Annotated in this window: 21 protein-coding genes and 2 pseudogenes; 15 read left to right on the top strand and 8 right to left on the bottom strand. The window is 62.8% G+C overall.

The features are described from left to right. Positions 1-187 precede the first annotated feature (187 nt). The gene (locus QN239_RS32290; RefSeq protein WP_499017294.1) at positions 188-2,632 is read left to right on the top strand and encodes a Hint domain-containing protein; all 2,445 of its coding nucleotides are present in this window, start codon (positions 188-190) and stop codon (positions 2,630-2,632) included. Positions 2,633-2,708: 76 nt separating this feature from the next. Next, entirely contained in the window at positions 2,709-3,215 is a 507-nt protein-coding gene (locus QN239_RS32285) for a DUF4265 domain-containing protein (RefSeq protein WP_499017293.1), read from the top strand. Positions 3,216-3,402: 187 nt separating this feature from the next. On the opposite strand, the gene QN239_RS32280 is transcribed toward QN239_RS32285, so the two are convergent. Continuing rightward, a complete protein-coding gene (locus tag QN239_RS32280; RefSeq protein WP_499017292.1) occupies positions 3,403-3,552 on the bottom strand; it encodes a hypothetical protein in 150 nt (49 codons plus the stop codon). Between the two features lie 61 nt (positions 3,553-3,613). On the opposite strand from QN239_RS32280, the gene QN239_RS32275 reads away from it, so the two are divergent. Next, positions 3,614-4,030, top strand: coding sequence for a hypothetical protein (locus QN239_RS32275; protein WP_499017291.1), 417 nt, complete (start codon positions 3,614-3,616; stop codon positions 4,028-4,030). A gap of 230 nt (positions 4,031-4,260) precedes the next feature. Here QN239_RS32275 and QN239_RS32270 read toward each other — a convergent pair. Further along, positions 4,261-5,405 (bottom strand): IS3 family transposase gene (locus QN239_RS32270; RefSeq protein WP_499017290.1). Its coding sequence is split into 2 segments (ribosomal slippage): positions 4,261-5,141 and positions 5,141-5,405, totalling 1,146 coding nucleotides; the frame shifts between segments, so codons are not numbered across the junction. 75 nt (positions 5,406-5,480) lie between these two features. On the opposite strand from QN239_RS32270, the pseudogene QN239_RS32265 reads away from it, so the two are divergent. The 3 genes and pseudogenes from QN239_RS32265 to QN239_RS32255 form a co-directional block, all read left to right on the top strand. Next, a pseudogene (locus tag QN239_RS32265) lies at positions 5,481-6,012 on the top strand (IS3 family transposase); the annotation flags it as partial. A 1,079-nt stretch (positions 6,013-7,091) separates the two neighbouring features. Further along, positions 7,092-8,651: an HNH endonuclease gene (locus QN239_RS32260; protein ID WP_499017289.1), complete on the top strand. Its 1,560-nt coding sequence runs from the start codon at positions 7,092-7,094 to the stop codon at positions 8,649-8,651. Between the two features lie 88 nt (positions 8,652-8,739). Further along, positions 8,740-9,657: a leucine-rich repeat domain-containing protein gene (locus tag QN239_RS32255; RefSeq protein WP_499017288.1), complete on the top strand. Its 918-nt coding sequence runs from the start codon at positions 8,740-8,742 to the stop codon at positions 9,655-9,657. 268 nt (positions 9,658-9,925) lie between these two features. On the opposite strand, the gene QN239_RS32250 is transcribed toward QN239_RS32255, so the two are convergent. Next, a protein-coding gene (locus QN239_RS32250; RefSeq protein ID WP_499017287.1) for an IS3 family transposase occupies positions 9,926-11,178 on the bottom strand; the annotation gives its coding sequence in 2 pieces (ribosomal slippage) (positions 9,926-10,905 and positions 10,905-11,178; 1,254 coding nt in all). Positions 11,179-11,615: 437 nt separating this feature from the next. Between QN239_RS32250 and QN239_RS32245 the strand changes: the two genes are divergently transcribed. Then, positions 11,616-11,948 (top strand): hypothetical protein, encoded by a 333-nt coding sequence (locus QN239_RS32245; RefSeq protein WP_499017286.1) that lies wholly within the window; start codon positions 11,616-11,618, stop codon positions 11,946-11,948. 25 nt (positions 11,949-11,973) lie between these two features. Here the strand turns inward: QN239_RS32245 and QN239_RS32240 are convergent, their stop codons facing one another. Continuing rightward, positions 11,974-12,411, bottom strand: a complete 438-nt coding sequence (locus tag QN239_RS32240) for a hypothetical protein (RefSeq protein ID WP_499017284.1) — start codon at positions 12,409-12,411, stop codon at positions 11,974-11,976. Here QN239_RS32240 and QN239_RS32235 point away from each other — a divergent pair. The 6 genes and pseudogenes from QN239_RS32235 to QN239_RS32210 all read left to right on the top strand — a co-directional run bounded on the left by QN239_RS32235 (position 12,395) and on the right by QN239_RS32210 (position 17,149). After that, the gene (locus QN239_RS32235) at positions 12,395-12,742 is read left to right on the top strand and encodes a WXG100 family type VII secretion target (protein WP_499017283.1); all 348 of its coding nucleotides are present in this window, start codon (positions 12,395-12,397) and stop codon (positions 12,740-12,742) included. The two genes, QN239_RS32240 and QN239_RS32235, sit on opposite strands and share 17 nt — an antisense overlap. 6 nt (positions 12,743-12,748) lie before the next feature. Next, positions 12,749-13,039 (top strand): WXG100 family type VII secretion target, encoded by a 291-nt coding sequence (locus QN239_RS32230; RefSeq protein WP_499017282.1) that lies wholly within the window; start codon positions 12,749-12,751, stop codon positions 13,037-13,039. 12 nt (positions 13,040-13,051) lie between these two features. After that, complete coding sequence (locus tag QN239_RS32225; RefSeq protein WP_499017281.1) at positions 13,052-14,395, top strand: putative toxin; 1,344 nt, start codon at positions 13,052-13,054, stop codon at positions 14,393-14,395. 27 nt (positions 14,396-14,422) lie between these two features. Beyond that, positions 14,423-15,259 (top strand): HEAT repeat domain-containing protein, encoded by an 837-nt coding sequence (locus tag QN239_RS32220; protein WP_499017280.1) that lies wholly within the window; start codon positions 14,423-14,425, stop codon positions 15,257-15,259. After that, a complete protein-coding gene (locus QN239_RS32215) occupies positions 15,256-15,669 on the top strand; it encodes a YbaB/EbfC family nucleoid-associated protein (RefSeq protein WP_499017279.1) in 414 nt (137 codons plus the stop codon). The genes QN239_RS32220 and QN239_RS32215 overlap by 4 nt, the downstream gene beginning before the upstream one ends. A 244-nt stretch (positions 15,670-15,913) precedes the next feature. Next, positions 15,914-17,149 (top strand): annotated as a pseudogene (locus QN239_RS32210) (IS256 family transposase). A 404-nt stretch (positions 17,150-17,553) separates the two neighbouring features. Here QN239_RS32210 and QN239_RS32205 read toward each other — a convergent pair. From QN239_RS32205 to QN239_RS32190, 4 genes are all read right to left on the bottom strand, one after another. Continuing rightward, positions 17,554-18,174, bottom strand: coding sequence for a hypothetical protein (locus QN239_RS32205; RefSeq protein ID WP_499017278.1), 621 nt, complete (start codon positions 18,172-18,174; stop codon positions 17,554-17,556). Between the two features lie 259 nt (positions 18,175-18,433). Continuing rightward, entirely contained in the window at positions 18,434-18,748 is a 315-nt protein-coding gene (locus QN239_RS32200; protein WP_499017277.1) for a contact-dependent growth inhibition system immunity protein, read from the bottom strand. Between the two features lie 112 nt (positions 18,749-18,860). Continuing rightward, positions 18,861-19,304 (bottom strand): hypothetical protein, encoded by a 444-nt coding sequence (locus QN239_RS32195; protein ID WP_499017276.1) that lies wholly within the window; start codon positions 19,302-19,304, stop codon positions 18,861-18,863. A gap of 82 nt (positions 19,305-19,386) precedes the next feature. Continuing rightward, positions 19,387-19,755: a hypothetical protein gene (locus QN239_RS32190; protein WP_499017275.1), complete on the bottom strand. Its 369-nt coding sequence runs from the start codon at positions 19,753-19,755 to the stop codon at positions 19,387-19,389. A 128-nt stretch (positions 19,756-19,883) separates the two neighbouring features. Here QN239_RS32190 and QN239_RS32185 point away from each other — a divergent pair. Beyond that, positions 19,884-21,046, top strand: a protein-coding gene (locus QN239_RS32185) for an IS3 family transposase (protein ID WP_499008985.1) whose coding sequence is annotated in 2 segments (ribosomal slippage) — positions 19,884-20,168 and positions 20,171-21,046 — 1,161 coding nt in all. Because the reading frame shifts where the segments join, the coding sequence is not laid out codon by codon here. Between the two features lie 72 nt (positions 21,047-21,118). Beyond that, entirely contained in the window at positions 21,119-22,006 is an 888-nt protein-coding gene (locus tag QN239_RS32180) for a hypothetical protein (protein WP_499017273.1), read from the top strand. Positions 22,007-22,353: the final 347 nt, after the last annotated feature.

The following is a 22,353-nucleotide window of genomic DNA, read 5'->3' as shown; positions in this document are numbered from 1 at the left end:
GGGCTTTCGGCTTGATTGGTGCGTCGCGTGGGCGGGGTTCCTGTCCTGGGCGCCGACCTTCCTGGACCGTTGCTGTGAGCGAGGTCACGGTTTAGTGGGCGTTCGGTTTCGGGCCTGGCGCCCGACTACACCTTGCAGATGCTCGTCGTAGCTGGCGGGCCGGGGATCTGATGTGGGGGGAATGATCGTGGGGGATTTTCTGCCGGGTGACCGGTCGGGGTGGCATGTCGGTCGGTGGTGGCAGGTCAGCTTCGCGTTGATCGTCACAGTGGCGCTCACCGTGGGCGGGGTGCACTGGCTTTCTGACCGAGGCCGGCCCGGTGCCGGTGTGGCGCCGGTGTCGCTGGCTCAAGGATTCGCCGATGCCGCGTTGGCCGCATTCAGTGGATCCACCACCGTCACCGCCACCGGGTCGGCGTTGACGGCGCGGCAGCGTGCGGCGGGGTTGCCGGCCGACCCGGTGACCGGGTTGACCTCGAACACTGCGGCGGGGCCGGTGCAGGTGGTACTGCCCGGCGGCCTGGGTGCTGCTCAGCACACCAGCGGTGGGCAGGTGGTCTACCCCGATACCGGTGCCGGGTTCGACATGCTGGCCGAGAACACCGCCACCGGGACCCGCACGGTGGCCCGCATCAACACCGCCGGTGGGGTGCGGATGGTCACCACCTTCGTACGCACCCCGGCCGATACGGTGATGCTGGCCCACACCAACGGCTACCTGACCATCAACCGGGCCACCACGACCGCCGAGACCGTCGGCATGTTCGCCCCGGCCGAAACCCGCGACGCCACAGGCACACTCGTCCCGTCGTCGTACGTGGCGCGTCAACTACGACCCGGCCTGTACCAATTGTCGGAGGTCATCGACCCCCGCCCGGACACCGTGTGGCCGGTCTTCGTCGACCCGCCGCTGCATGTCGGTGGTTTGGGTGGGGCACCGCTGCCGACCGGATTGTTCGACTCGATCACCTCCACGATCAGCAGTGCTGCCAGCGCAGTGGGCAACGCGGTCACCACTGCCGCCTCGGCCACGGTGTCCGGGGCCAAAGCTGTGGGCACGTTCGTGAAGAACAACCCAATGGAAACCGCGATCATCGTCGCCGGTGCCGCGGTCGCGGTCACCGGTGTGGGCGGGCCAGCCGGGGCAGCCGCGATCGCCGCCGCCGTCGCCAATGTGAGTGCTGCCGGTTTGCAGATCGCCTCACAGGCCATGCCTGACAACCAAGCCCTGGGTGTGGCGTCCACGTTGGCTGACGCCGCGACGATGTTCACCCCGACCGGTGCGGCGAAGAAGATCGCCGAAGAAACGGCCGAAGTCGTCGCTGAACAGGCCCTCAAACACACCGACGACATCATTGATGCGACTAAAGTCGTGCCCAACCCAGCTCAGGTCCGCGAGGAGATCACCGCGGCTGGCGCGGCAGGGAAGCCACCGCTGCCCGGTGTCGGGACTCCGAAAGCCCCCAACGCACCACCAGCGGTGAAGGCGCCCGAAACTCCGGTGACGCCGTTGGCGCAGCGGGTTCCGTGTGCGGGGCAGTCGTTCAGCCCGGACACGCTGGTGCTACTCGCTGATGGATCAAAGCGACCGATCGCGGCCCTACAGGTGGGGGATCGAGTCTGGTCCACCGACCCGGACACCGGACGCGCCAGCGGCCAGGCGGTGGCGGCGGTGCTGGTCAACCACGACACCGACCTGCTCGACCTCACGATCACCAACCCCGCCGATGTCACCTCAGTGGTGCACACCACCGCCAGACACCCGTTCTACAGCCCTGTCCGCGCCCAGGCGCAGACCACTGGGTCGACGATCACCGGTTTGGCCAACACCACCACCCAGGCGCCTGCAGACACTGCCGGGTGGGTTGACGCCACCGACCTGCGCCCCGGCGACCAGCTCGCCACCCCGTTCTACGACAGCGTCGCCCACGTCGCCGGCCACACCCAGGTCCCTGGTACAGCCGACATGTGGGACCTCACCATCGAGACCACCCACACCTTCTACATCGCCACCCTCACCGCAGCAGTCCTCGTCCACAACTGCCCGACGCCGGCACCCATGGGGCCCGACGGTGCAGTCCCCAAAGTTCGGCCCGGGAACATCCCTTTGTCTGAACGTGTCCCGCCGGCGTCACCCACTCAACGAGCACTGGCCGGTGAACGCAATGCCGCCCGCAACGGGGACACCGCGGTGCATTGTCTGTATTGCGGAAAAGTAACTGATGGGCAGACCGAACATATTGTCCCAAGCGCCAAGGGGGGCAAGAACACAGAGGTCAACCTCGACCGTGCGTGCACGGGGTGCAATCAGTCGAAACGCGATCAGCCAGTGATGGATTGGCTCAAGCGCAAAGGAATGCAACCGTCCCAACAATCAATGAAGGTGATCCGGCGCGCATTGCGCGATGCCCAACGTCGGCCTTCTAGCCCAGCTGAACAGCGCCAAGTGCAACAGGAACGGGTTCAGGAAGTCACCGAGACACAGCGAACCAATGCTGCCAACTCCGCTCGGCAGTCGGACTCGCAAGGGACCCGCGGGAGCACAAGCGATAGCTCCGGGCACGATGGCAACAAACATGGCGACAAGAAGAAGCCGAGAAGGAAGAGCAAGATCAATCACCCTCGCCCCTAGGGTGGCCATCGTGCCGGGAGAATCTCGTTGAACACCCTGACAGATCTGGGTTTAGTCATAGGAAGGGGAAACCTTCGTGTCTGGTGAGCGAATATTTATCCTCGAGCCCAACCCGTCAACACGTCCAGAAGGCAGCCGGTACCTGCAATTCAAACTCGACGTCGATGATCGCGGGTGGCCGCCAGCTGACTGGGAATCGGTATGGGCTCAGCCCGATGAGGCCTTCTTTACCTACCGAATAGCGAGCATTCCTGCGTTTGTCGTTGACATAGCGGTGGGTGACCTAGTGCAGGGAAAACTTGGACCAGACGATGATCTTCACTTCGACCACAAGATCAAATCGGGTGGGCACTCAACTATCCGTGTCTACATGGACCACGAATTGCCCGACTCCCGTATCGCCGCAGTGCGAGCGGGGGTCACCTCTGCAGGATGCACCTACCAACTGACAAGCTGGGATGCCATCCTCGCCGTCGATATTCCTTCCGAAACGGCCTACGAGAGACTGTATTCTGACTGCCTCATTCCTTACGGCGAGGCCGGCGATCTCACAGTCGAAAAAGGATGTTGGACTTTCGACTGAGCACGCTTAGGTCAGAGTGCGCCGCCGGAAGCCACAAACCCGCCCGGTCTGGGCCAGCTGTGATGCGAATCAGATTGGCGGAGTTGAGGTACGGGCGCCGCGTGTGTGAGCTGATGGCGTCGGGTATTGACGGCTGGTTCTTTTCCCGTCCTCGGTCTATTTGCAAAGGATCGTCAATCATGAGACCTCACCCGCGATCTGCGGTACGTGCCACCACCGCCGCGCTGATGGTGGTGGCTTTGGCTTCTTGCAGCCAGCCCAATCGGAATGTGTCGTCACCGCCCAGCGACCCCGCCCCGGGCACGTGCCCGGCGGCGACTGCGGACCGCTGGGCCACTGCCGCTCCAACAGCTGACAGTCCCGGCGTCCGAGTACCCCAGCCGCCCTCATGGGACTCTGTGCCCGAGCTGATCAACGCCACTGCACCCATCGTGCTGCGCAACATAAGCCTTCAGCAGGGGAACTACGCGCCAGCGCTCACTGCCGTGGTCGGGGACTCTACAAATCAAAAGACGCCACAACACCTGCTAGACGGCAGCTACAAAGCCCTCACCAAGAACCGCACCAACCCCCAGCTCAAGAGCCAGCAGAGCACCGTCGTATGTGGGTACCCCGCCCTCACCCTCAACTACACCGTGGATGCGGCACCAGGCGGTCCCACTCAAACCGTGACCGCCCTCATCGTTGCCCCCACGGTCGGCGACAAGCTCTACACCGTGGCCGTCACCAGCATTACCACCCAGCCCAGCGACCCGACGTATCAACGTGATTCACAAGCCATGCTGAACGGAACCCAAGTCTTAGCACCCACCTAAACGTTCGGGACTGAGATATGAGGGGTGGTGTCTCGTATCTGAAGAAACGAGGTCAATCAGATCTTGTCGCACAACCGCTTCCGTGAAGGACGCTCAGCTTCACGAACTCGGTTCGCAGTGCGAGCGGAAGCCTTCGAGCCCGCCATCCAGGATGTTCTTTCACAGTCCGACTGGCGAGTCCCCGTTTCTGAGTCCACCCGTTTCTAGAGTCGGGTTGGTGTGATCCAGATTCAGTTGATGCTGCAGGCCACCGGGGTGTGGGTGCACCTGCAGGCCGCAGCGTACTCGGCCGGCGTTCGGTAGCCCAAGGCCGAGTGTCGGTGCCGTCGGGTGTGGTCATCCTTGAAGTCGCCGATGACCACGCGGGCCTCCAGCAGGGTGTTCCAGTGGTTGCGGTTGAGGCACTCCTTGCGTAGTCGGTTGTTGAACGATTCGATGTGTCCGTTGTTCCAGGGTGTGCCCGGCGGGATATACGACATACCGAACCGGCCGTCGCAGAACTGTTGCAGTGCTTGAGAAATGAACTCTGGTCCGTTGTCCATCCGGAGTACCTTCGGTGGTCCGCCTGCCGCGGCGAACACCTTCTTGAGCTCGTCGACGAGCCGCTCGGCGGTGATCGACCGCTCGACGATGTTCAGCAGCGAGACCCGGGTGTGTTCGTCGACCATCGACGCGATCTTGATGGCTTTGCCATCGATCGTGGAGTCGAACTGGAAGTCAATCGCCCACACCACGTTCGGGGCGTCGGCCTCGATCGGCGGGATCGAGGACACCCCAGCCCGCTTGCGCGGACTACGAATCTTGACCTGTAGGCCTTCCTCGCGCCACAGCCGGTGGATCTTCTTCTTGTTGACCTCACGGCGCTCGTCGTAGCGCAACGCCGCCCAGGCGCGGCGGAACCCATGGCACGGGTGTTTGGTGGCGTAGGAGCGCAGCCAGGCCCTCATCTCGGCGTCCGGATCAGCCGGGGTCTGCGCTTGCGGGAGGCGGCGACAAGTGGATCGGGCCAGCCCAACGGCTTTGCACGCCAACCGTTCCGACATGTCCAGCGTGGTGCTGAGCATGTCGACGGCGCGGCGCTTGGCAGCTGGGCCCAGAATTTTCCCTTCGCGACCTCCCGCAAAGCGTCCTTGACCAGCTCGGCCTCGGCGAGCAGCCGCTTGAGCCGGGCGTTTTGCTCGCGCAGCTCTTTGAGCTCCTTGGCGGCGTCGGTGTCCATCCCGCCGTAGGAGCGGCGCCAGTTGTACAACGTCGCCGCCGACACCTCGAGCTCGGCAGCGATCTCCTCGCCAGTCTTACCCTCGGCAGCCAGCTCATCAGCGCGGCGCAGCTTGCGCACGATGTCCTCTGCGGAATTCCGCTTCCGACCAGCCATACGTTTCATCGTCCCTTCTCGCCCGACATCGGGCCACAGGACTCTAAGACCGGCTGGACTCATTCAGCGGGAACACGCCAGTTCCACCGACTGACTCCAAATGAACTGTGGGTCACTGACATTACGCAACATCGCACGCGGGAAGGATGGCTGTACTGCTGCGCGGTGCTCGATGCGTTCAGCCGCCTGATCGTGGGCTGGTCGATGGACTCGAAGGCCGATGCCACGTTGGTGGTCAACGCGTTAGATATGGCCATCCGCAATCGTAGCCCCAAAGCCGGTGGCATCGTCCACGCCGACCACGGAACCCAGCCAGTTCACCTCTTGGGTTTTCGGGGAGAAGATCCGCTCTGCCGGGCTGGTTCCGTCGTTCGGATCCATCGGCGACGGCCTCGACAACGCCATGATGGAAAGCTTCTGGTCGTCCATGCAGATCGAGCTACTCGACCGCCAGAAGTGGAAAACCCGCGTCGAGCTGGCCAACGCGATCTTCGACTACATCGAGATCTTCCACAACCGCCAACGCCGCCACTCGGCGCTGAGCTACCGCACCCCGATCGAGTACGAACTATCCTTCACCAACGACACCCTCACCGCCGTCAGTTAGCCACCACGACTGGAACCCAACAGGTAGGGCAGGTCAAACTGTCACCTATTCGTGCAGCAGACCCGATCCTGTCTCGCACGCATGGGCGCGAATCGGTTAGTGGGCCTGCGGTATGCGCTGACGGGGGCTTTGAGTTGAGTGGCGTCGGTATCGGTGTTCGCGCCGGGTACCTGTGATGCGGATCGCGTGAGCGGGGTGGGGGGTGGGGGTTACGGGTGTGAGCTAATGGGGGCGACTCGGCGGCCCGGTTTTGTCCCCCGTCCCTTTGTCTACCCACCCCCCCCGGGTAGACATCTAAACGATCTCCCCCGATCGGGGACGGCGCGGCGGGCCGCCGAGTCCCCCCGCTTCGCATGACGTGGCGGTCAGTGCGCGCCGATGACGGCTTCGGCGGTGATGATGGCATCGATTGTTGCTCGTTGTTGTGACGTTGTTGGTGATTGATATTTCAGTCCGGTATATGTGACTGCGCGTGCTTTTGGCCTGGTCCAGGGGCTTTCGGCTTGATTGGTGCGTCGCGTGGGCGGGGTTCCTGTCCTGGGCGCCGACCTTCCTGGACCGTTGCTGTGAGCGAGGTCACGGTTTAGTGGGCGTTCGGTTTCGGGCCTGGCGCCCGACTACACCTGCAAATGCTCGTCGTTGCCGACGAGCGGGGGATCTGATGTAGGGGGAATGTCGTGGGGGATTTTCTGCCGGGCGACCGGCCGTGGTGGGATGCGCGTCGGTGGTGGCAGGTCGCGTTCGCGTTGGTCGTCACGGTGGCGCTGACCGTGGGTGGGGTGCACTGGCTTTCTGACCGCGAACGGACCGCCGGTGGCGAGGACGGGCCATCGGTGTCGGTGGCGCAGGGGTTCGCCGACGCGGCGTTGGCCGCGTTCAGCACCTCCACTACCGTCGCGGCTGGGCCGGCTTTGACGCCTGCGCAGCGGTCTGCGGGCCTGCCTGCCGAGCCGGTGGCCGGTTTGACCAGCCACACCCCGGCAGGGCCGGTGCAGGTGGTGCTCCCGGGTGGTTTGGGTGCTGCCCAGCACACGAGCGGTGGGCAGGTGGTCTACCCCGATACCGGTGCCGGGTTCGACATGCTGGCCGAGAACACCGGTACCGGGACCCGCACGGTGGCCCGCATCAACACCGCTGGTGGGGTGCGGATGGTCACCACCTTCGTGCGCACCCCGGCCGATACGGTGATGCTGGCCCACACCAACGGCTACCTGACGATCAACCGGGCCACCCCGACCGCCGAGACCGTCGGCATGTTCGCCCCGGCGGAAACCCGGGATGCCACAGGTCGTTTGGTGCCTGCATCGTATGTGGTCAAGAAGGTGGCCCCGCAGCTCTATGCCCTGGCCGAGGTGATCGATCCCCGCCCCGACACCGTGTGGCCGGTCTTCGTCGACCCGCCGCTGCATGTCGGTGGTTTGGGTGGGGCACCGCTGCCGGCTGGATTGTTCGATTCGATCACCTCGACGATCAGCAGTGCTGCCAGTGCGGTCGGGGATGCGGTCACTACCGCCGCCTCGGCTACGGTGGCCGGTGCCACCGCGGTCGGGACGTTCGTGAAGAACAACCCCTTGCAATCCGCGGTCCTGGTCGGCGGGGTCGCCCTCGCACTGACCGGGGTCGGCGGGCCGGCTGGGGCGGCGATGATCGCCAGCTCCGCGGTCAACCTCGCCTCAGCAGGGGTCGATATCGCCGCCGCGTTGAACCCCGAGAACCAGGCCCTGGGTACCTGGTCGAACGTGCTGGGTGTGATGTCGATGGTCACCCCGCAAGGCGCGGCGAAGGCCGCGGTCAAAGAGGTCGCCGAAAAGGCCACCGAAGAATTGGCCACCCACGCCGACGATGTAGCCAACGCCGCCAAAAAGGTCATCGACACCGCCACCGGAGCCCCTACCCCACCCACACAGCTGGCCAACGACATCGCTGGGGCACCGGCCGCAGCCAAACCACCCCTGCCCGGCGTAGAAACCCCCAAAGCACCGAACGCGCCACCGGGGCCTGATCTCCCGGTTCCAGGTGTCGCGCCCAAGCCTACGGGCGGAACGATTTCACCGAAAGTGAAAGATCTTGTCACCGAGGATCGAGTGGCGCGCAACCCCGACAGGAATCTTTACTGTGAGAACCCGGCGTGTGGGCAGCGGGTGTATCGCCAGGAGGGCACATTGGAGACGGGGGACAAGATCCCGCCCAACCGTGCCCAGTTCGATCACGATCAGACTCCAAAGTCTGCCGGCGGTACCGGCGGCAAGAATGGCGAAGACACCAAAATCCTCTGCATCGGCTGTAACGGCCCGGCCGGAAAAAGTGCGAAGACGCCCGAAGAATGGGCAGCGGTACAGAGGAAGGCCGGGGAGCGGTCGAGCGAGAGGATCCAGGCTTACGTCCGTGAAAATGGCGAACCAGAAGATGGTGTGATCCATTCGCCAAACATCCGTCCACAAGCCGCCGAACGGAACGCTCAAGCCCAACAACATTCCGAATCGTCCGCCAATCAGCATCGCGACAATGCGGTTTCCCAAGCCCGAAAATCCAACGCCGCTACTGAGTCACGCAACGGCAACACCAGTAGCGGCCAGAAGAAGCCCAAGAAGAAGACAACTAAGAAAAAGAGTAAGATAAACCACCCACGACCCAAATAACATTGGATACGGTTATATCAGATGCCCGATAGCATGACTGCCCGTAGCGCTTTCCTGCCCGGGTGCCAAACGAGTAAGGGCGTTCCGTGTGAACAGTGAAAAATCGGCTGACGACGAACGGTATCGACGCGTGGGGCCCTCGCTCACAAGTCAAATGCTGGCACCGTTGCCCGCGGAGTCTCCTGGAATTTCGCTGACCGAGCCGCTCTCAGATGCTGAATATAAGCAACTGGGAGAATTTCTCGCAGACTATCCAGACAAAGAGCTATTTGTAATGCAGGTTAAACCTGCTGAGTGGAGTGGTAAACCTTTGGTGGAGCGCGAGATCGCAGATCTCGAATTTCTACGATTATTTCCAAAGCTGAAGCGGTTCGCGTGCGATATGTTCTACCTAGAATCGTTCGATGGACTACGCCACCTAAGAGGTGAGTGCACATCGCTCATGATCAACAATCCCGCTCCACGGCGGATGTCGGTGAGAGTGCTCAGCGAATTGTCCAAGTTGGAGTACTTGATGCTCGATGGGCCGACTCGCGACTTGGACGCACTTAAGTCGTTGCCGAATCTGACGACGCTGAGCTTGGGCTACGCCCGAAAGCTGCCTGGCTTGGACTTTCTTCCAAGCAGCCTGCGTTCGTTCACGATGAACCTCGGCAGCATCACCGATATCAGTGCCATTGCCGACACCGCGCTGGAAACGTTGGCGTTCTTCAAAGTTGGCGGACTCGCCGACCTCGGTCCGATATCGCACCTCACCTCGCTGCGCGCACTTCGGCTGTACCACCTCAAGGAAGTCGCTAATTTGCCCGACATGTCGGCGCTGACCCAACTCACCGAACTCGTCATCGACGACCTCAAAAAACTCTCAGACACCCGCCCAGTCTTGACAGCCCCCAACCTGACCGAGCTCACAGTCACCAACCTGGCAAACATCGATCCCCAAGCTTGGGAAACCACTTGGAAAACCTGGATCGCTCAAGGTCGACGCCCCTTCTGGGATCAGTAAGCAAAGCGTCTTAGCGCGGTGTCTCGTTTTTAGAGAACCGAGGCGACTCAGATCCTGTCTCGCACGCATGGGCGCGAATCGGTTAGTGGGCCTGCGGTATGCGCTGACGGGGGCTTTGAGTTGAGTGGCGTCGGTACCGGCGTTCGCTCTCCCCCCGATCGGGGACGGCGCGGCGGCCGCCGAGTCCTCCCCTCGCCAAAACCACCCCAAACCCAAGGGCAAATAGCACCGTCCGTCAGCCTGAACCGTCCCGAGTTTGATGCCGGCTTCATGTTTGAGACATCGCCGGCTCGGACGCTCGGAGTTGAGCGTAGTAGGTGCTCTCGTATTCCTCGGGTGGGATGTAGTCCAAGATGCTGTGCAGACGGCGGTTGTTGTACCAGTCGACCCATTCCATCGTCGCGTACTCGACGTCGTCGAGGGTCCGCAACGGCCCAGGCCGAAACGGGCTCCCGGTGCTGATGGCCTCGGTCTTGAACAACCCGATGGTGGTCTCCGCCAACGCGTTGTCGTAGGCATCCCCAACGCTGCCGATCGATGCCGCAATACCCTCTAGCACAAGGGTTTCCGCGAAAGAGATCGACGTATACTGCGATCCGGCATCGCTATGGTGGATCAACCCTTCAGACACCTGCCGGCCGTGATGATCACGGCGCCACAACGCCATCTTCAGCGCAGTGGTGACCATGGCGGTGTCCTTGACCTTGGACACTTGCCAGCCCACGATCGCCCGGGAGAAGCAGTCGATCACCAACGCCACATACACAAACCCCGCCCAGGTCGGTACGTAGGTGAAGTCGGTGACCCACTTGCGGTTGGGTGCGGCGGCGCTGAAGTCGCGGTCCAGCAGATCGACTGGCCGATCGGCACCCTTGTCGGCAATGGTGGTGCGGTGCCTTCGGCCGCGAGTGATGCCCGACAGGCCCTCGTCGCGCATCAGCCGGTCCACCGTGCATCGGGCGACGCGGTGGCCCTGCCGGCGCAGGTAGGCGGTCATCTTGCGCCGCCCGTACATGCCCTCGGGAGTGCCGACGGTGGCCAGCAGCGCGTCTGTGAGCTGCGCATCCGAGCGCTTCCGCGCTGAGGGGCCGGCGGTCTTCCAGTTGCGATACGTCCGTGGGGCAACCTGCACACCCTGCTCACGCAGGACTGCGCAGGTCGACTCGACCCGGTATCCGGCCGCGCGCATCTGGTCGATGAAACCGCAGATCAGCGGTGGCGCGGGTCGAGCTCCCGCGCGAAGAAAATCGAGGCCGCCTTCAGAATCTCGTTTGCCTCCTTGAGATCCCGAACTTCACGCTCGAGTTCGCGGATGCGCTGCGCCTCAGCAGTCGTGACACCCGGACGCTCGGTGGCATCGACCTGGGCCTGCAACACCCACCGACGCAGCGACTCCACACCAACCCCGACCTTCGGACCGATCGCCTGGCAGGCGGAATACACCGACCGATACTCACCGAGATGATCGAGCACCATCTTCACCGCACGCTCGCGCTGCCCGACCGGGTAATGCTTGGCCATACTCGCCATCCTTCTCACAGAAGGAAGCGGCATCAAACCCGGGACGGTTCACCCCGCCACGGGAGGGCAGGTTGGGGCGTCGATAGGTGAGAAATGTTCACCGTCCGGGGCCGGCTCCACACCCAGTGGCCGACGTCTTGCTGATAGCCACTCCCGGACCGCCCTCCACTGAAAGCGTTGCCGGCGGTTCCACCACTGGACTTGCGGTGCGCCGCCGCCGTTAGAGTGACGGTGTGACCGGGGCCCCGCAGTTCGAGTACGGCGCGACTTCGCCAGCACCTTTGCGCGGGGCTCAGCCTCGTCGTGGCCGTGGGGGTGTGTGGGTGCTCGTCGCGGCAATTGTGGCGGTAGTAGTGCTCGCGGTGGGGGCCGTGATCTGGCGCGCCGGCGAGGACAACGCTCACGGTGGCCAGGCAGGCCGAGCAGCGTCAGCAACGGTGTCCGGAGATTATGAGCAGTGGGTTGCTGCGGTGTGTGCGCCGGGGTCTGTGTTGCAGAGTTCGGCACCGCAGTTTCTGGGCGCGCGCGACAGTGCGTCCTGCGCGGCTATTGACACCCCTGCCGGCTCTGCGCCGGTGGCATTGACCATCCTGACGTGGCCGACGTCGGTGGATGTGGCCGACCGGATGGCGCACTTTCCCGCGGCCCACGTGTACGCCGTGGCTGCAGGCAAGGACCGGGGCACCGTTTTCACGGCGTTGGGCAGCACCGATCGTTCGGTGCTAGAGCCGTTGACCCGTTTCGGGTTCATGATCATCGCGCTACCCTGAGACCCGTGGGCTGCCGGTCTAGGTTCTAGCTGCCCGTACTAGGCCAGAGCCGCGGCGTGTCGCGGGATGCGCTGAGTGAATCGGTACTGACAGTGATGCCCTCGGGCGTACTGCGATACGGCACAAGGATGTCGATCGCCGGTCCGGCGCGGTGTTCAAGGCGAACGTTCACCGCATCCCCTTCGAAGGGCTCGCGCACTGTCACATCGAGCACGGTGGCACGGGCCCGCAGGTCGGAGACGTCACCTTTGTTTTGCAGCGCGGCGATCACCGTGTCGACGCCGGTATCGGGGATCGGTGCGGAAAGTGATCGCATTCCGCGGTCCCCCGTATTGGCGATAACCAGCATGAACGGGGCCAAATTCTGGTGCGCCAACCCCTGCACAGCCAGCTGTATGCTGTCACGAAGAAGAAGGTCAAGGTCAGTTTGGGCGGCGGGATCTGTTGTGGCGCGCCAGTCCATTTCTCACCTCGATTCGCCGGGGGGCGTTTTGGTAGACAACAGTTTACGGGTCAATCCCGACGCATTGATCGACGGTGCGCAGCAGTTGAAAAACGCCCATGAAGAGTTAGCCGCCCTGCTGACCAAAATCGCCCATAGCCAAGACGCCTTGCGCGCAGTGTGGACCGGTAGCGCTGCCACCCGCGCCAACAGCAACTGGTCGACCCTGCATGACGCCTTCGGCGCCCATATCGACCAGCTAGCCGACCACGCCGAGGATCTGCATACCGCCGCCAGGGCGTATCGCGACCGCGATCAGCAGTCCCAAACTGCCCTCGATCAGCAGATGTGAGCATCGATGCCGACCTTTCAGTACGACCTGGCCGAGATGAGTGACTTCCTGGACCTGATCGACGACTCGATCGAACAGATCGGTACCCATCTCGATGCTGCGAGGGCAACGGTTTCCGCACTGCTGGAACAGTATTCGGGATCTGCGGCAGATGCCTTCACACACCTGCATCAGGACTGGCAGGACAGAGCCCACCAATATCTCACCGAATTGGGCGTCTTCCGCACCTTTGTGGCGACCGCGCGTGACAACTATGCCGAGGCGTTGCGCGCCAACCTGGATATGTTCGGGTCGTAAGGGGCCGATGCGATGAGTCACGTGACGCCCGAGCAGTTCTATCAGGTCGCCAACTCGTTGTGTGCCGCGTCCACGTCGATCGAATCGAGCCTGCGGGCACTCGACAACAAACTCGACGTCGCCCAGTCAGCGGGCACGTACACCACGGGCGGACCGGTGTGGGCGCAGAGTTACGACCAGTCGGCCTCCGATGTTTTCGAGCTCGGCTCCACGACCTCCATCGCCGCACGTGAACTCGGCTACCAGGTACACCAAGCCGGGCTGAACTGGGCGCACGCAGAAAACGAGTCCGGCGGCAACGGCGAGCAACCCACGCCGCCGCCACCGCAGGGCTCCACCTTGAGCACCAACCTGCACCCGACCAAGCATGCCGTCGGCGGGACGCACGAAAAACCCGAGCATTGGGACCTGATCGCGGACTACGTGCAACGCGAGTGGGCCGACTGCAAAGAGGGTTTGATCGGCACCGCGGGCACGAATTTCACGTCCTTTGGCGCCGAACGCAAAACGGCCGCAGAGACCCTGTGGACCGAGATCACCGGCGTGTTCACTACCGCTGCTCAGGACGAAAGCCCCGAGGTCAGCGGAATTATGGACGAGGTCGCCCACGTGTGCTCAGCACTCAATGCCTCCGGTGACACCGCGACGGCGTTGGGCGCGGCGTGCGCTGAGGTGCATCGTGTCGCCGACATCGATAAAAGCACCGGCCGCACCTCGCTGAAGGTATTGAGTGCCGTCATCATCTTCTACGAGCTCCAGAAGGCCACGACCTACGCCTCGCCCTGGGGCAAGATCTTGCGGGCCGGCATCGACAAGATGATCGAAGTCAACAAGGTCGCCTACGCGCGCGCCATGGACGCACTGATCGACGGCATCAACGACACCGTCGACACGGCCGCGAAATCCAACACCGGCATCTACACCACCGCCACCAGCAGCGCACAACTGCTGTCATCAATCCTGGACCGTAGCCCCCGTCAAACCCACCCGGTGCGCAATCGCGACGAGAGCGACAACTCCGAAGCCGGCAAGGAAGGCGAGCGTCGCGCCGGCATCCCCGACGGGACGCCCAAGCAGAAGGTGAACGTCACCCTCGACGGACACAACGTCGAGGTCGTCCCAGACTTGATCGACGACAACAACCACAACGTTGTCGAAGTGAAAAACACCAATGAAGTCCGGCCCTACAGCGAGCAGATCCGCGCCGAAGCCGAGTACGCCAAAGAGCGCGGATACACGATGACCCTCGTTGTCGATCACCGCACCCAGATCAATGACCCTCAGATCCAACAAATGATCGACTCCGGTCAGATTCAGTTGGTACGCAAGGAACTTGACGACAATGACGACCACTAACCACACCGCGGACAACGGTGGCGCGCGATGAGTGTTCCCCCATCCCACAGCAGGGCCCAGGCGCTCGCGCAGCTGCGAAACGCCATCGGAGCAATCGAATCGACCAGCGCCGACCTGGCGCGCAAAACACCGTCCCCACGCACTGCTAACCAGCCGTCATCCGGATCGGCGGACACCGGCACACCGCGCATTAGCTACCCCGGGATGCCCGAGGGCAAAGACTGGATGGACAACCTGCCGGCGTGGTGTCACGACGGTGAAAACGGCTTCGTCCGCCGCCTCATGGAGGACCTCGCCGCCGTCGGCGTGCCGTGCTACACCGTCAACGACTTGACCAAGGTCCGGTCGATTCCGCAAGGCATCCCGATCTTCCTGGACTGGCTGACGCACTTGGAAGAGCGCATCCCCGGCCCAGAAACACCGCACCGGGAAGCCATCCGCGGCAATCTGATCCGCAACCTCAACGATGCCGCCGCGCGCGGCAACCCGCAAGTTGTCAATGCGCTCATCGACCAGCTGAAGCGACAGCCCCGACCAAAAATTGGTGTGCCCGACTACGCTGCCCACGCCCTGGCCAAAGTCGCGACCAAACGAGAGTTCCCTCAGATCGCTGCCGTGCTGGCGGCCCTGCCGGCTGACGGGCCGAAAGGGCCCCTCATCGAATACATGGGCAAGGTGAAAACCCCAGAAGCCCGCGACATCGCACTGGCCTATCTGGACACCGAATGGGCCTACTACGCAATCAAAGCCCTCATCGCCATGAAAGCCGAAGGTGCCCGTGCCCGCATCGAGGCGCATCTGAACAGTCCCAACTCCGCGGTACGCCGCTACGCCCGCCAAGCCATGGAGAAACTGCCCGAATGAGCGAGGACCGTTACATCGACGTCACCAGTGTTGACGGCCAAGCCGCCCTGCTGGCACAGACACAACAAGCCATTAACGACATTGGCGCCACTTCGGCCACCTCGCCCGACGACTCGGTATGCGTGTGGGTGGACGTCAACGGCGCGGTCCTCAACATCGAACTCGACGACACCACCCGGCGCCTCGACTCCGACGAGCTCGCACGCCTGATCACCGCCACCGCTCAACAAGCCGCCCGCAACGCCGCCCAACGCGTCGCACGAGTGCTCATCGAAGTCGACCAGCGTCGCTCCGAAATGCTCGAAGAACTCAGCGAACTCGACCCCGGGATCGCCGACATCCTGCGCACCATCACAGACAAGAACCGCCCCGATACCGGCCCGTCGAACAACCCGTTCAGCTTCTTGTGACAGCGGTGCCCGCCGCGGCCTCGCGACCAATCAAGGGGTCAACTGAGGATCAGGGCAACGTTGGCAATAAGGTTGAATTGATTGTGGGACAGAGCCTCTCGCGGTTCGGTTGCGTCCAGCAGAGTGGTGTACGAGTCGGGCCTGATCAGCGGTACCGGCGTGTCGTAGCCGAGTGATTGAAGGTCATCGCGTGATTCTTCGAGGGACCGTCCAAAGTCACTCGAGCAAAGAAGGAACACACGCGATGACCGCTGCCCAGAATATCGACCTGCCCACCGTGCTGGCCGAACGACTCACCACCACCCACCCCGATGTGCTGCGCGAGTTGCTCGCCACGTTCATCCACACCCTGATGGGTGCTGAGGCCGATGCCCTGTGCGGCGCCGAGTACGGCCAGCGTTCGGCGCAGCGCACCAACTCCCGCAACGGCTACAGGCACCGCGAATTCGATACCCGTGCAGGGACATTGGATCTCGCGATCCCTAAGCTGCGGCACGGCTCGTACTTCCCGGAGTGGCTGCTGGAGCGTCGCAAACGTGCCGAGCGGGCCCTGACCACCGTGGTGGCGACCTGTTACCTGCTCGGGGTCTCGACACGGCGGATGGACAAACTCGTCGAAACGTTGGGCATCACCAGCCTGTCGAAGTCCCAGGTCAGTGTCATGGCCAAGGAACTCGACACCGCCGTCGAGGCGTTTCGCACGCGGCCCCTAGACGCCGGCCCGTATACGTTCATCGCCGCCGACGCGCTGGTGCTCAAGGTCCGCGAGAGTGGTCGGGTGGTCAACGTGCACGCGCTGATCGCGGTCGGGGTGAACGCCGAGGGCTATCGGGAGATTCTCGGTGTCGACGTCACCACCGCCGAGGACGGGGCCGGCTGGTTGACGTTTTGGCGGTCGCTGACCGCCCGCGGCCTGTCCGGGGTCAAGCTCGTCACCAGTGACGCTCACGCCGGCCTGGTGGCCGCGATCGGTGCCACCCTGCCCGGCGCAACGTGGCAGCGCTGCCGCACCCACTACACCACCAACCTGATGGCCGTCACCCCGAAAGCCTCGTGACCGTGGGTGCGCACCCTGCTGCACTCAGTGTTCGACCAACCCGACTCCGAATCGGTTGCCGCCCAATATGACCGGATCATCGACGCACTGACCGACAAACTTCCCAAGGTCGCCGACCACCTCGAAGCGGCCCGACCGGATCTGCTGGCATTCACCGCGTTCCCCAAACAGATCTGGCGCCAAATCTGGTCCAACAACCCCCAAGAGCGACTCAACAAGGAGATCCGCCGACGCACCGACGTCGTGGGCATCTTCCCCGACCGCGACGCCCTCATCCGTCTCGTCGGCGCCGTACTGGCCGAACAACACGACGAATGGGCCGAGTCCCGGCGCTACCTGGGCCTGGACGTCCTGAGCAAATCACGCACCGTCAACAACACCCCGGCAGAACAGGAGGCCACCCCCGCGGCACTACCCGCCTGAACCATCACATCGAAGAATCACACGACGACGTCGTACACCACGTCCCTGGACTTGACCCGCGGTTCCCTTCGGCGCACCTGCACTGGCCGGTGCACAGGTGTATGGACGCGAGGACAACGGTCGACTTCACCTGATGTCGCGCAATCCACCCTCTGTCTCACTCTGACTTGCGAGCGTGACCTGACCGGCCAACTCATCGACCATCCGTCACCCTTTCAGTCGAAGCGCATCCCGCAGTCGCCCATCGACACCAGGGTCTTCCGTGACGGGTGAACCTGCACGAACTGTGCGTCCGCTGAGCCGGCAACGCTGCGATCCAGTTGGACTCTGGAGCGTGCGTGGACGCCTTGTGGCCGCCGCATGTTGGCTTCTACGCGGCGGGGTGCCGACTACGCCCCGACAAGCTAGACGAGAAAGTCCGCTAACTGCTGATGTACACCTGCAATTTCCTGATCGATCCGGGGGCGATTCCAGACCTCTGAGCCGCCAAATGCCCACATCACGCCCAGCTCCCTGAGCTTGCCGATGATGAAGGAGAACTGCGGTAGCTTGAGGGGCGGTTGGTAGGAGGCCTGGTTGAAGTGGTCCAAGAGGTCACCGCGGAGGCGGTTTTGCATGGCCTCGTGGATGACGGGCGGACCCGCGATACCACCATTTTCCGGCAGGGACAGCCACAGTTCAACGTCGCTGGCACGCACGTCCCCGCGCAGGCAGAGCACGCGATAAGCAGCTGCGAGCGTTGACTGAGCCGGGCTCCACGCGGTGTAGTTGCCGACGAACGGAACGTCCTTGGCTATATCTGCCAGCTCACAAACCGTGTCAGGTGTAGCGGTCAGGCGAAGCAACATCGCTGGCTCAAAGAGCAACTGCATGCCAATGTGCCCGCGAATGGTCCCCTTGCTGATCGCCCTATCAACGATTTTGACACCACGTGTAGAGAATAGCTGCCCTGCGCCATCGTATACAGTCTTCAATCTGTTTATAATGGCGTCATTTGATTCGGCGCGCTGTAGCTTGACTGACATTATCTTGCTACTTCTCTTTCGCAAATCTCAATCGCGGCGGTGGCTACCCTGGGCCATTTTTAACACCGTGCTCCCCTAGCTGTCGATGCCCTGCGCAAATTCTGCCGCGGTCATGTCTGCGCGCCGATCCCGATGAGCGGCAGGCCCTCCACCACCAGCGCTTTGGCGCTGCCTGCCCAGAAGGCTTAGCGGCCGCGGCCTCCGCAGGCGTCCCATCGGCCTCTGCGCTAGGTCGTAACTGGAGGGCCGACCGATATCGTTATGTCACTTGTCGGAAGCGGGCAGCTATCCCCGCTAGCCACGAGGCGTATGTTTCTGGCGCAATGGCGACGTAGTAAGAGTGCCAGGTATCGAATAGCGCTCGCTTCAACTCCGATTCCGGGTGTGTCGCGACGATCTGATCGATTTTTGCCGCGAGCTTGGCCGCTTGCTCGGGTGACACCTTGTTTTCCGCCAAGTAATCTTCCACGACCTCCTGGCTGTCGTTTGCATCGAGTGACCAGTCCTCGTGAAAGTACGCTCCGAAGAACTGTCTCAACCTCATCGATGTATCGAAATCGTCTGTGCGCGTCATGGCTTCGGAAACCCAGTCAGCACACGAAAATCACCCGCACCATTGCTTACCAACGAGTCGGTCATCCGTCCCTATCCATCCAGGATGCCGCCTCTTCAGGGCGCACCGAATGTCACTGCTGTTCTCGCTGTGCGGCGAGGCGGCGCATGTCCTCTTCGACGCTGCGGGCGATTTCGCGGCCGCGGTCGGTCTCGGTAGCTGCTGCGGTGCCCTTGTCGGTGATCTGGAGCCAAATCCAGAACGCCCACTCGATAGGGGTGTCGTAGTAGCCGACGTAAATATGACGAATCTTGGCCATGGACTCGTCGAGAGGTTCGGCGAATGCGGCGAACCGATCATCTGGGGTATCCCGATGCCCCAGGAGAAACAAGCCTTCGGCGACCAGGGTGTACAGGGTGCTAAGGACCAGCTCTTGCCGTTGCGCCTGGGGGACGTCGGGACAGTACTTCGTCGCCATCGAATCCGCGTCGGCCAGACTGACCCAGTCGGACAGTCCGTCGTACAGCAGTTCTTCGCGCAGTTTGCCCGCGCAGTCTGGTGGTGTATCGGTGTTCATGGTCACGACCCTAGAACCTCCTGTTCGTGCCGGGTGCGGTGTTGTGGACGAATTGGTTGGTGGTGTGCATTGATGCGGCTCCTTATCCGTGACCCTCGAAGTCACGGATACTCTCCGACAGATCGCCTTCGCCCAGGATGGGGAACGGATGGTCGATACTGCCGGGCAGGTGCACCAGTTCCGGCCCCAATAATGCACCGGGGCCACCCTCGCCGAGGACCGGCAGGCCCTCCACCACCGGCGCCTCGGCCACCGGCGGTTTCGGTGCGGCGGGCTCCAGCACTGGTGCTTTCGGCGTAGCTGACGCGGCCGAACCTGATTCGGGTACCTCCGCGGCCTGCGTAGCAGCCTCGGCCGGCTCCGCAGGCGGCGGTGGGGTCGGGAAGTTGATGTCACCACCCTTGACGGGGTCCACGTGCAGTTTGATTCTGCCGCCGTCGGGCAGCGTCACCTGATCCGCCGGTAAAAGTATGTCGCTAGTCGGTCCGTACTTTGTGCTCTCCCCAAAGGGGTCTGCTGCACGAATAGGTGACATCTGAGTTGGCTTGCCCGGGACGGGTGAGCTGGAAGGATGTCCTTGTGCCCAGGCCCTACCCCCGAGAGTTCCGTGACGATGTTGTGCGGGTCGCTCGTAACCGCGATGACGGTGTGACGATCGAGCAGATCGCTACTGATTTCGGTGTGCACCCGATGACGCTGCACAAGTGGATTCGCCAAGCCGATATCGATGAGGGCACCAAGCCCGGGAAGAGCACCGGCGAGTCTGCGGAGCTGCGGGATGCGCGGCGGCGGATCAAGTTGTTGGAGCAGGAAAACGAGGTCCTGCGCCGGGCGACCGCGTATTTGTCGCAGGCCAATCTGCCGGGAAAAGGGTCTACCCGCTCGTGAAGGAGCTCGCCGCCGACGGGATTCCCGTCGCGGTGACGTGCCGGGTACTTAAGCTCGCCCGCCAGCCCTATTACCGCTGGCTGGACCAGCCGATCACTGACGCCGAACTCGTCGAGGCCTACCGCGCCAACGCCCTGTTCGACGCCCACCGCGACGATCCGGAGTTCGGGTATCGCTACCTGGTCGAAGAGGCCCGCGATGCTGGTGAGCCGATGGCCGAGCGGACCGCTTGGCGCATCTGCTCGCAGAATCGGTTGTGGAGCGTGTTCGGCAAGAAGCGCGGCAAGAACGGCAAAGTCGGGCCGCCGGTGCACGACGATCTCGTCGAGCGCGACTTCACAGCAGATGCACCAAATCAGTTGTGGCTCAGCGATATCACCGAACACCGGACCGGCGAAGGCAAGCTCTACCTGTGCGCAATCAAGGACGTGTTCTCCAACCGCATTGTCGGATACTCGATCGACTCCCGGATGAAATCCCGGTTGGCCACGACCGCGCTCAGTAGTGCGGTTGCACGACGAGGTGGAGTGGCCGGTTGCATTCTGCACAGCGACCGCGGCAGTCAATTTCGAAGCCGAAAGTTCGTTCACGCCTTGGGTCGTTACGACATGGTCGGCTCGATGGGCCGCGTCGGTGCCGCCGGCGACAATGCGGCCATGGAGAGCTTCTTCAGCCTCCTACAGAAGAACGTGCTCGATCGCCGCCGCTGGGCCACCCGCGAGGAGTTGAGGATCGCCATCGTCACCTGGATCGAACGGACCTACCACCGACGCCGACGCCAGGCCGGCCTCGGGCGCTTGACCCCGATCGAATACGAAGCGAGTATGACCACACCGGCCAGTCAGGCTGCGTGACCGCAACTGTCACCTGATCGTGCAGCAGACCCTCCCGCCGACGATCAGGCCGGCCGCGTTCTTGTGGTCAACGTGGCTGACATCGCACAGTTTATTGACGATAACGAGTTTCGGGTTGATCGGTTGATCACCGGCCGAGTCGAGGCCGACATCTTAGCCATGTCCGCCTTGCCTCTAGATGCGTTCTCGGATCGATCGCATACTCGTGTGCCGCTGATGCTTGCGCACGACGGGCGATCTGGCACCTGGGTGGGGATCGACCATGCAGTACCGGGCTCCTTCGATGGTACGGGCCCAGCGAATGTGTACAGGGGCGCGGTCGAATTCGGTGTCCATCGTGTCCTCGCTGAACAGATCGCCTACGCCGATCATCCCTCAGATCTGGATGTCCTTGCCGGAGTATTGAGTGCTGTGAAGGTCGACGGTTCGGCGTTTCCGCTTCGATTGCCCGCCCCGCAGCGATCCGACCCCACTGTTTACGTCGCCGATTTCCGCGTGAGCGAAGTCGAGGAGTGGGCGAAGGGCGTAGTAACCAGCGCATTCGCTGTGTACATAGATTCGTGGCTGGACGCCTTGATCCATCCTTGTCCGCCAGAGTGGTGCAGTGGCCCGTTGCACGCTCGGATTTACCTCACCCGGGACGCCGCGATGACAGACGGCTTCGCCCGTGAAGGATTCTATGGCGGTGACAGCGCATGTCAGCTGATTCTGGAGCGCGGGCGCACCCAGCTGTGGTTGTCGCTGCCGGCGCCCGAGAATCCCACACAGCGCGTCGCCGAGGCAGCTTATTCGGTGCTCGATCGAGTGGGATTGTCACCCAACCGCGATCCGGCCGGCAACGTCGAGGAGCACGTTCTGCCCCACTCGAACGAAGCCAACTGGTCACGGCCAGAGTACGTCGATATGCCCAATCTGGACGGTGGGCTCAAGCACGTCCCCCGAACGGCACTGCAGCGCTGACCGTGGTCGGTCCAATGACGCATTAAGCATCGACGCCGACCGGCGCGGGAACTGCTTGCAATAAAAAGCATCTCGTGAACGAGAATGTGCCGCCGCCGGTGCTGCCGTTGCGGCCATTCAATGCCATCGTCGACGTCCCGGCGCGCACTCGTGGGCGCGTAGCGCATTCCGAAGCAATGCGGGCGGTTTGCAAAACTCCAGCTCGCTTGTAAAAATCACGCAAACCTGGCAAATTTCCAGCACCAAGTTGCGCAACCCCCTGTATCGTCCGTGAAGTCCGTTAACAGTTGAGCCGGGCCGGGTTGACATGTGTTTGCCCGACTCACCATGGAGGGGGATCCTATGGG

The sequence above is a fragment of the Mycolicibacterium sp. Y3 genome, assembly GCF_051188035.1.
Taxonomy (GTDB): domain Bacteria; phylum Actinomycetota; class Actinomycetes; order Mycobacteriales; family Mycobacteriaceae; genus Mycobacterium; species Mycobacterium fluoranthenivorans.
This window is presented reverse-complemented; position numbering and strand designations above follow the sequence as displayed.

Bases quoted from the DNA above. Each gene is read 5' to 3' on its own strand.
- QN239_RS32260 (WP_499017289.1), top strand. From the start codon at position 7,092: ATGCTGGCCGAGAACACCGGTACCGGGACCCGCACGGTGGCCCGCATC.
- QN239_RS32240 (WP_499017284.1), bottom strand. From the start codon at position 12,411: ATGGACTGGCGCGCCACAACAGATCCCGCCGCCCAAACTGACCTTGAC.
- QN239_RS32195 (WP_499017276.1), bottom strand. From the start codon at position 19,304: ATGAACACCGATACACCACCAGACTGCGCGGGCAAACTGCGCGAAGAA.
- QN239_RS32200 (WP_499017277.1), bottom strand. From the start codon at position 18,748: ATGACGCGCACAGACGATTTCGATACATCGATGAGGTTGAGACAGTTC.
- QN239_RS32205 (WP_499017278.1), bottom strand. From the start codon at position 18,174: ATGTCAGTCAAGCTACAGCGCGCCGAATCAAATGACGCCATTATAAAC.
- QN239_RS32220 (WP_499017280.1), top strand. From the start codon at position 14,423: ATGAGTGTTCCCCCATCCCACAGCAGGGCCCAGGCGCTCGCGCAGCTG.
- QN239_RS32230 (WP_499017282.1), top strand. From the start codon at position 12,749: ATGCCGACCTTTCAGTACGACCTGGCCGAGATGAGTGACTTCCTGGAC.
- QN239_RS32215 (WP_499017279.1), top strand. From the start codon at position 15,256: ATGAGCGAGGACCGTTACATCGACGTCACCAGTGTTGACGGCCAAGCC.
- QN239_RS32225 (WP_499017281.1), top strand. From the start codon at position 13,052: ATGAGTCACGTGACGCCCGAGCAGTTCTATCAGGTCGCCAACTCGTTG.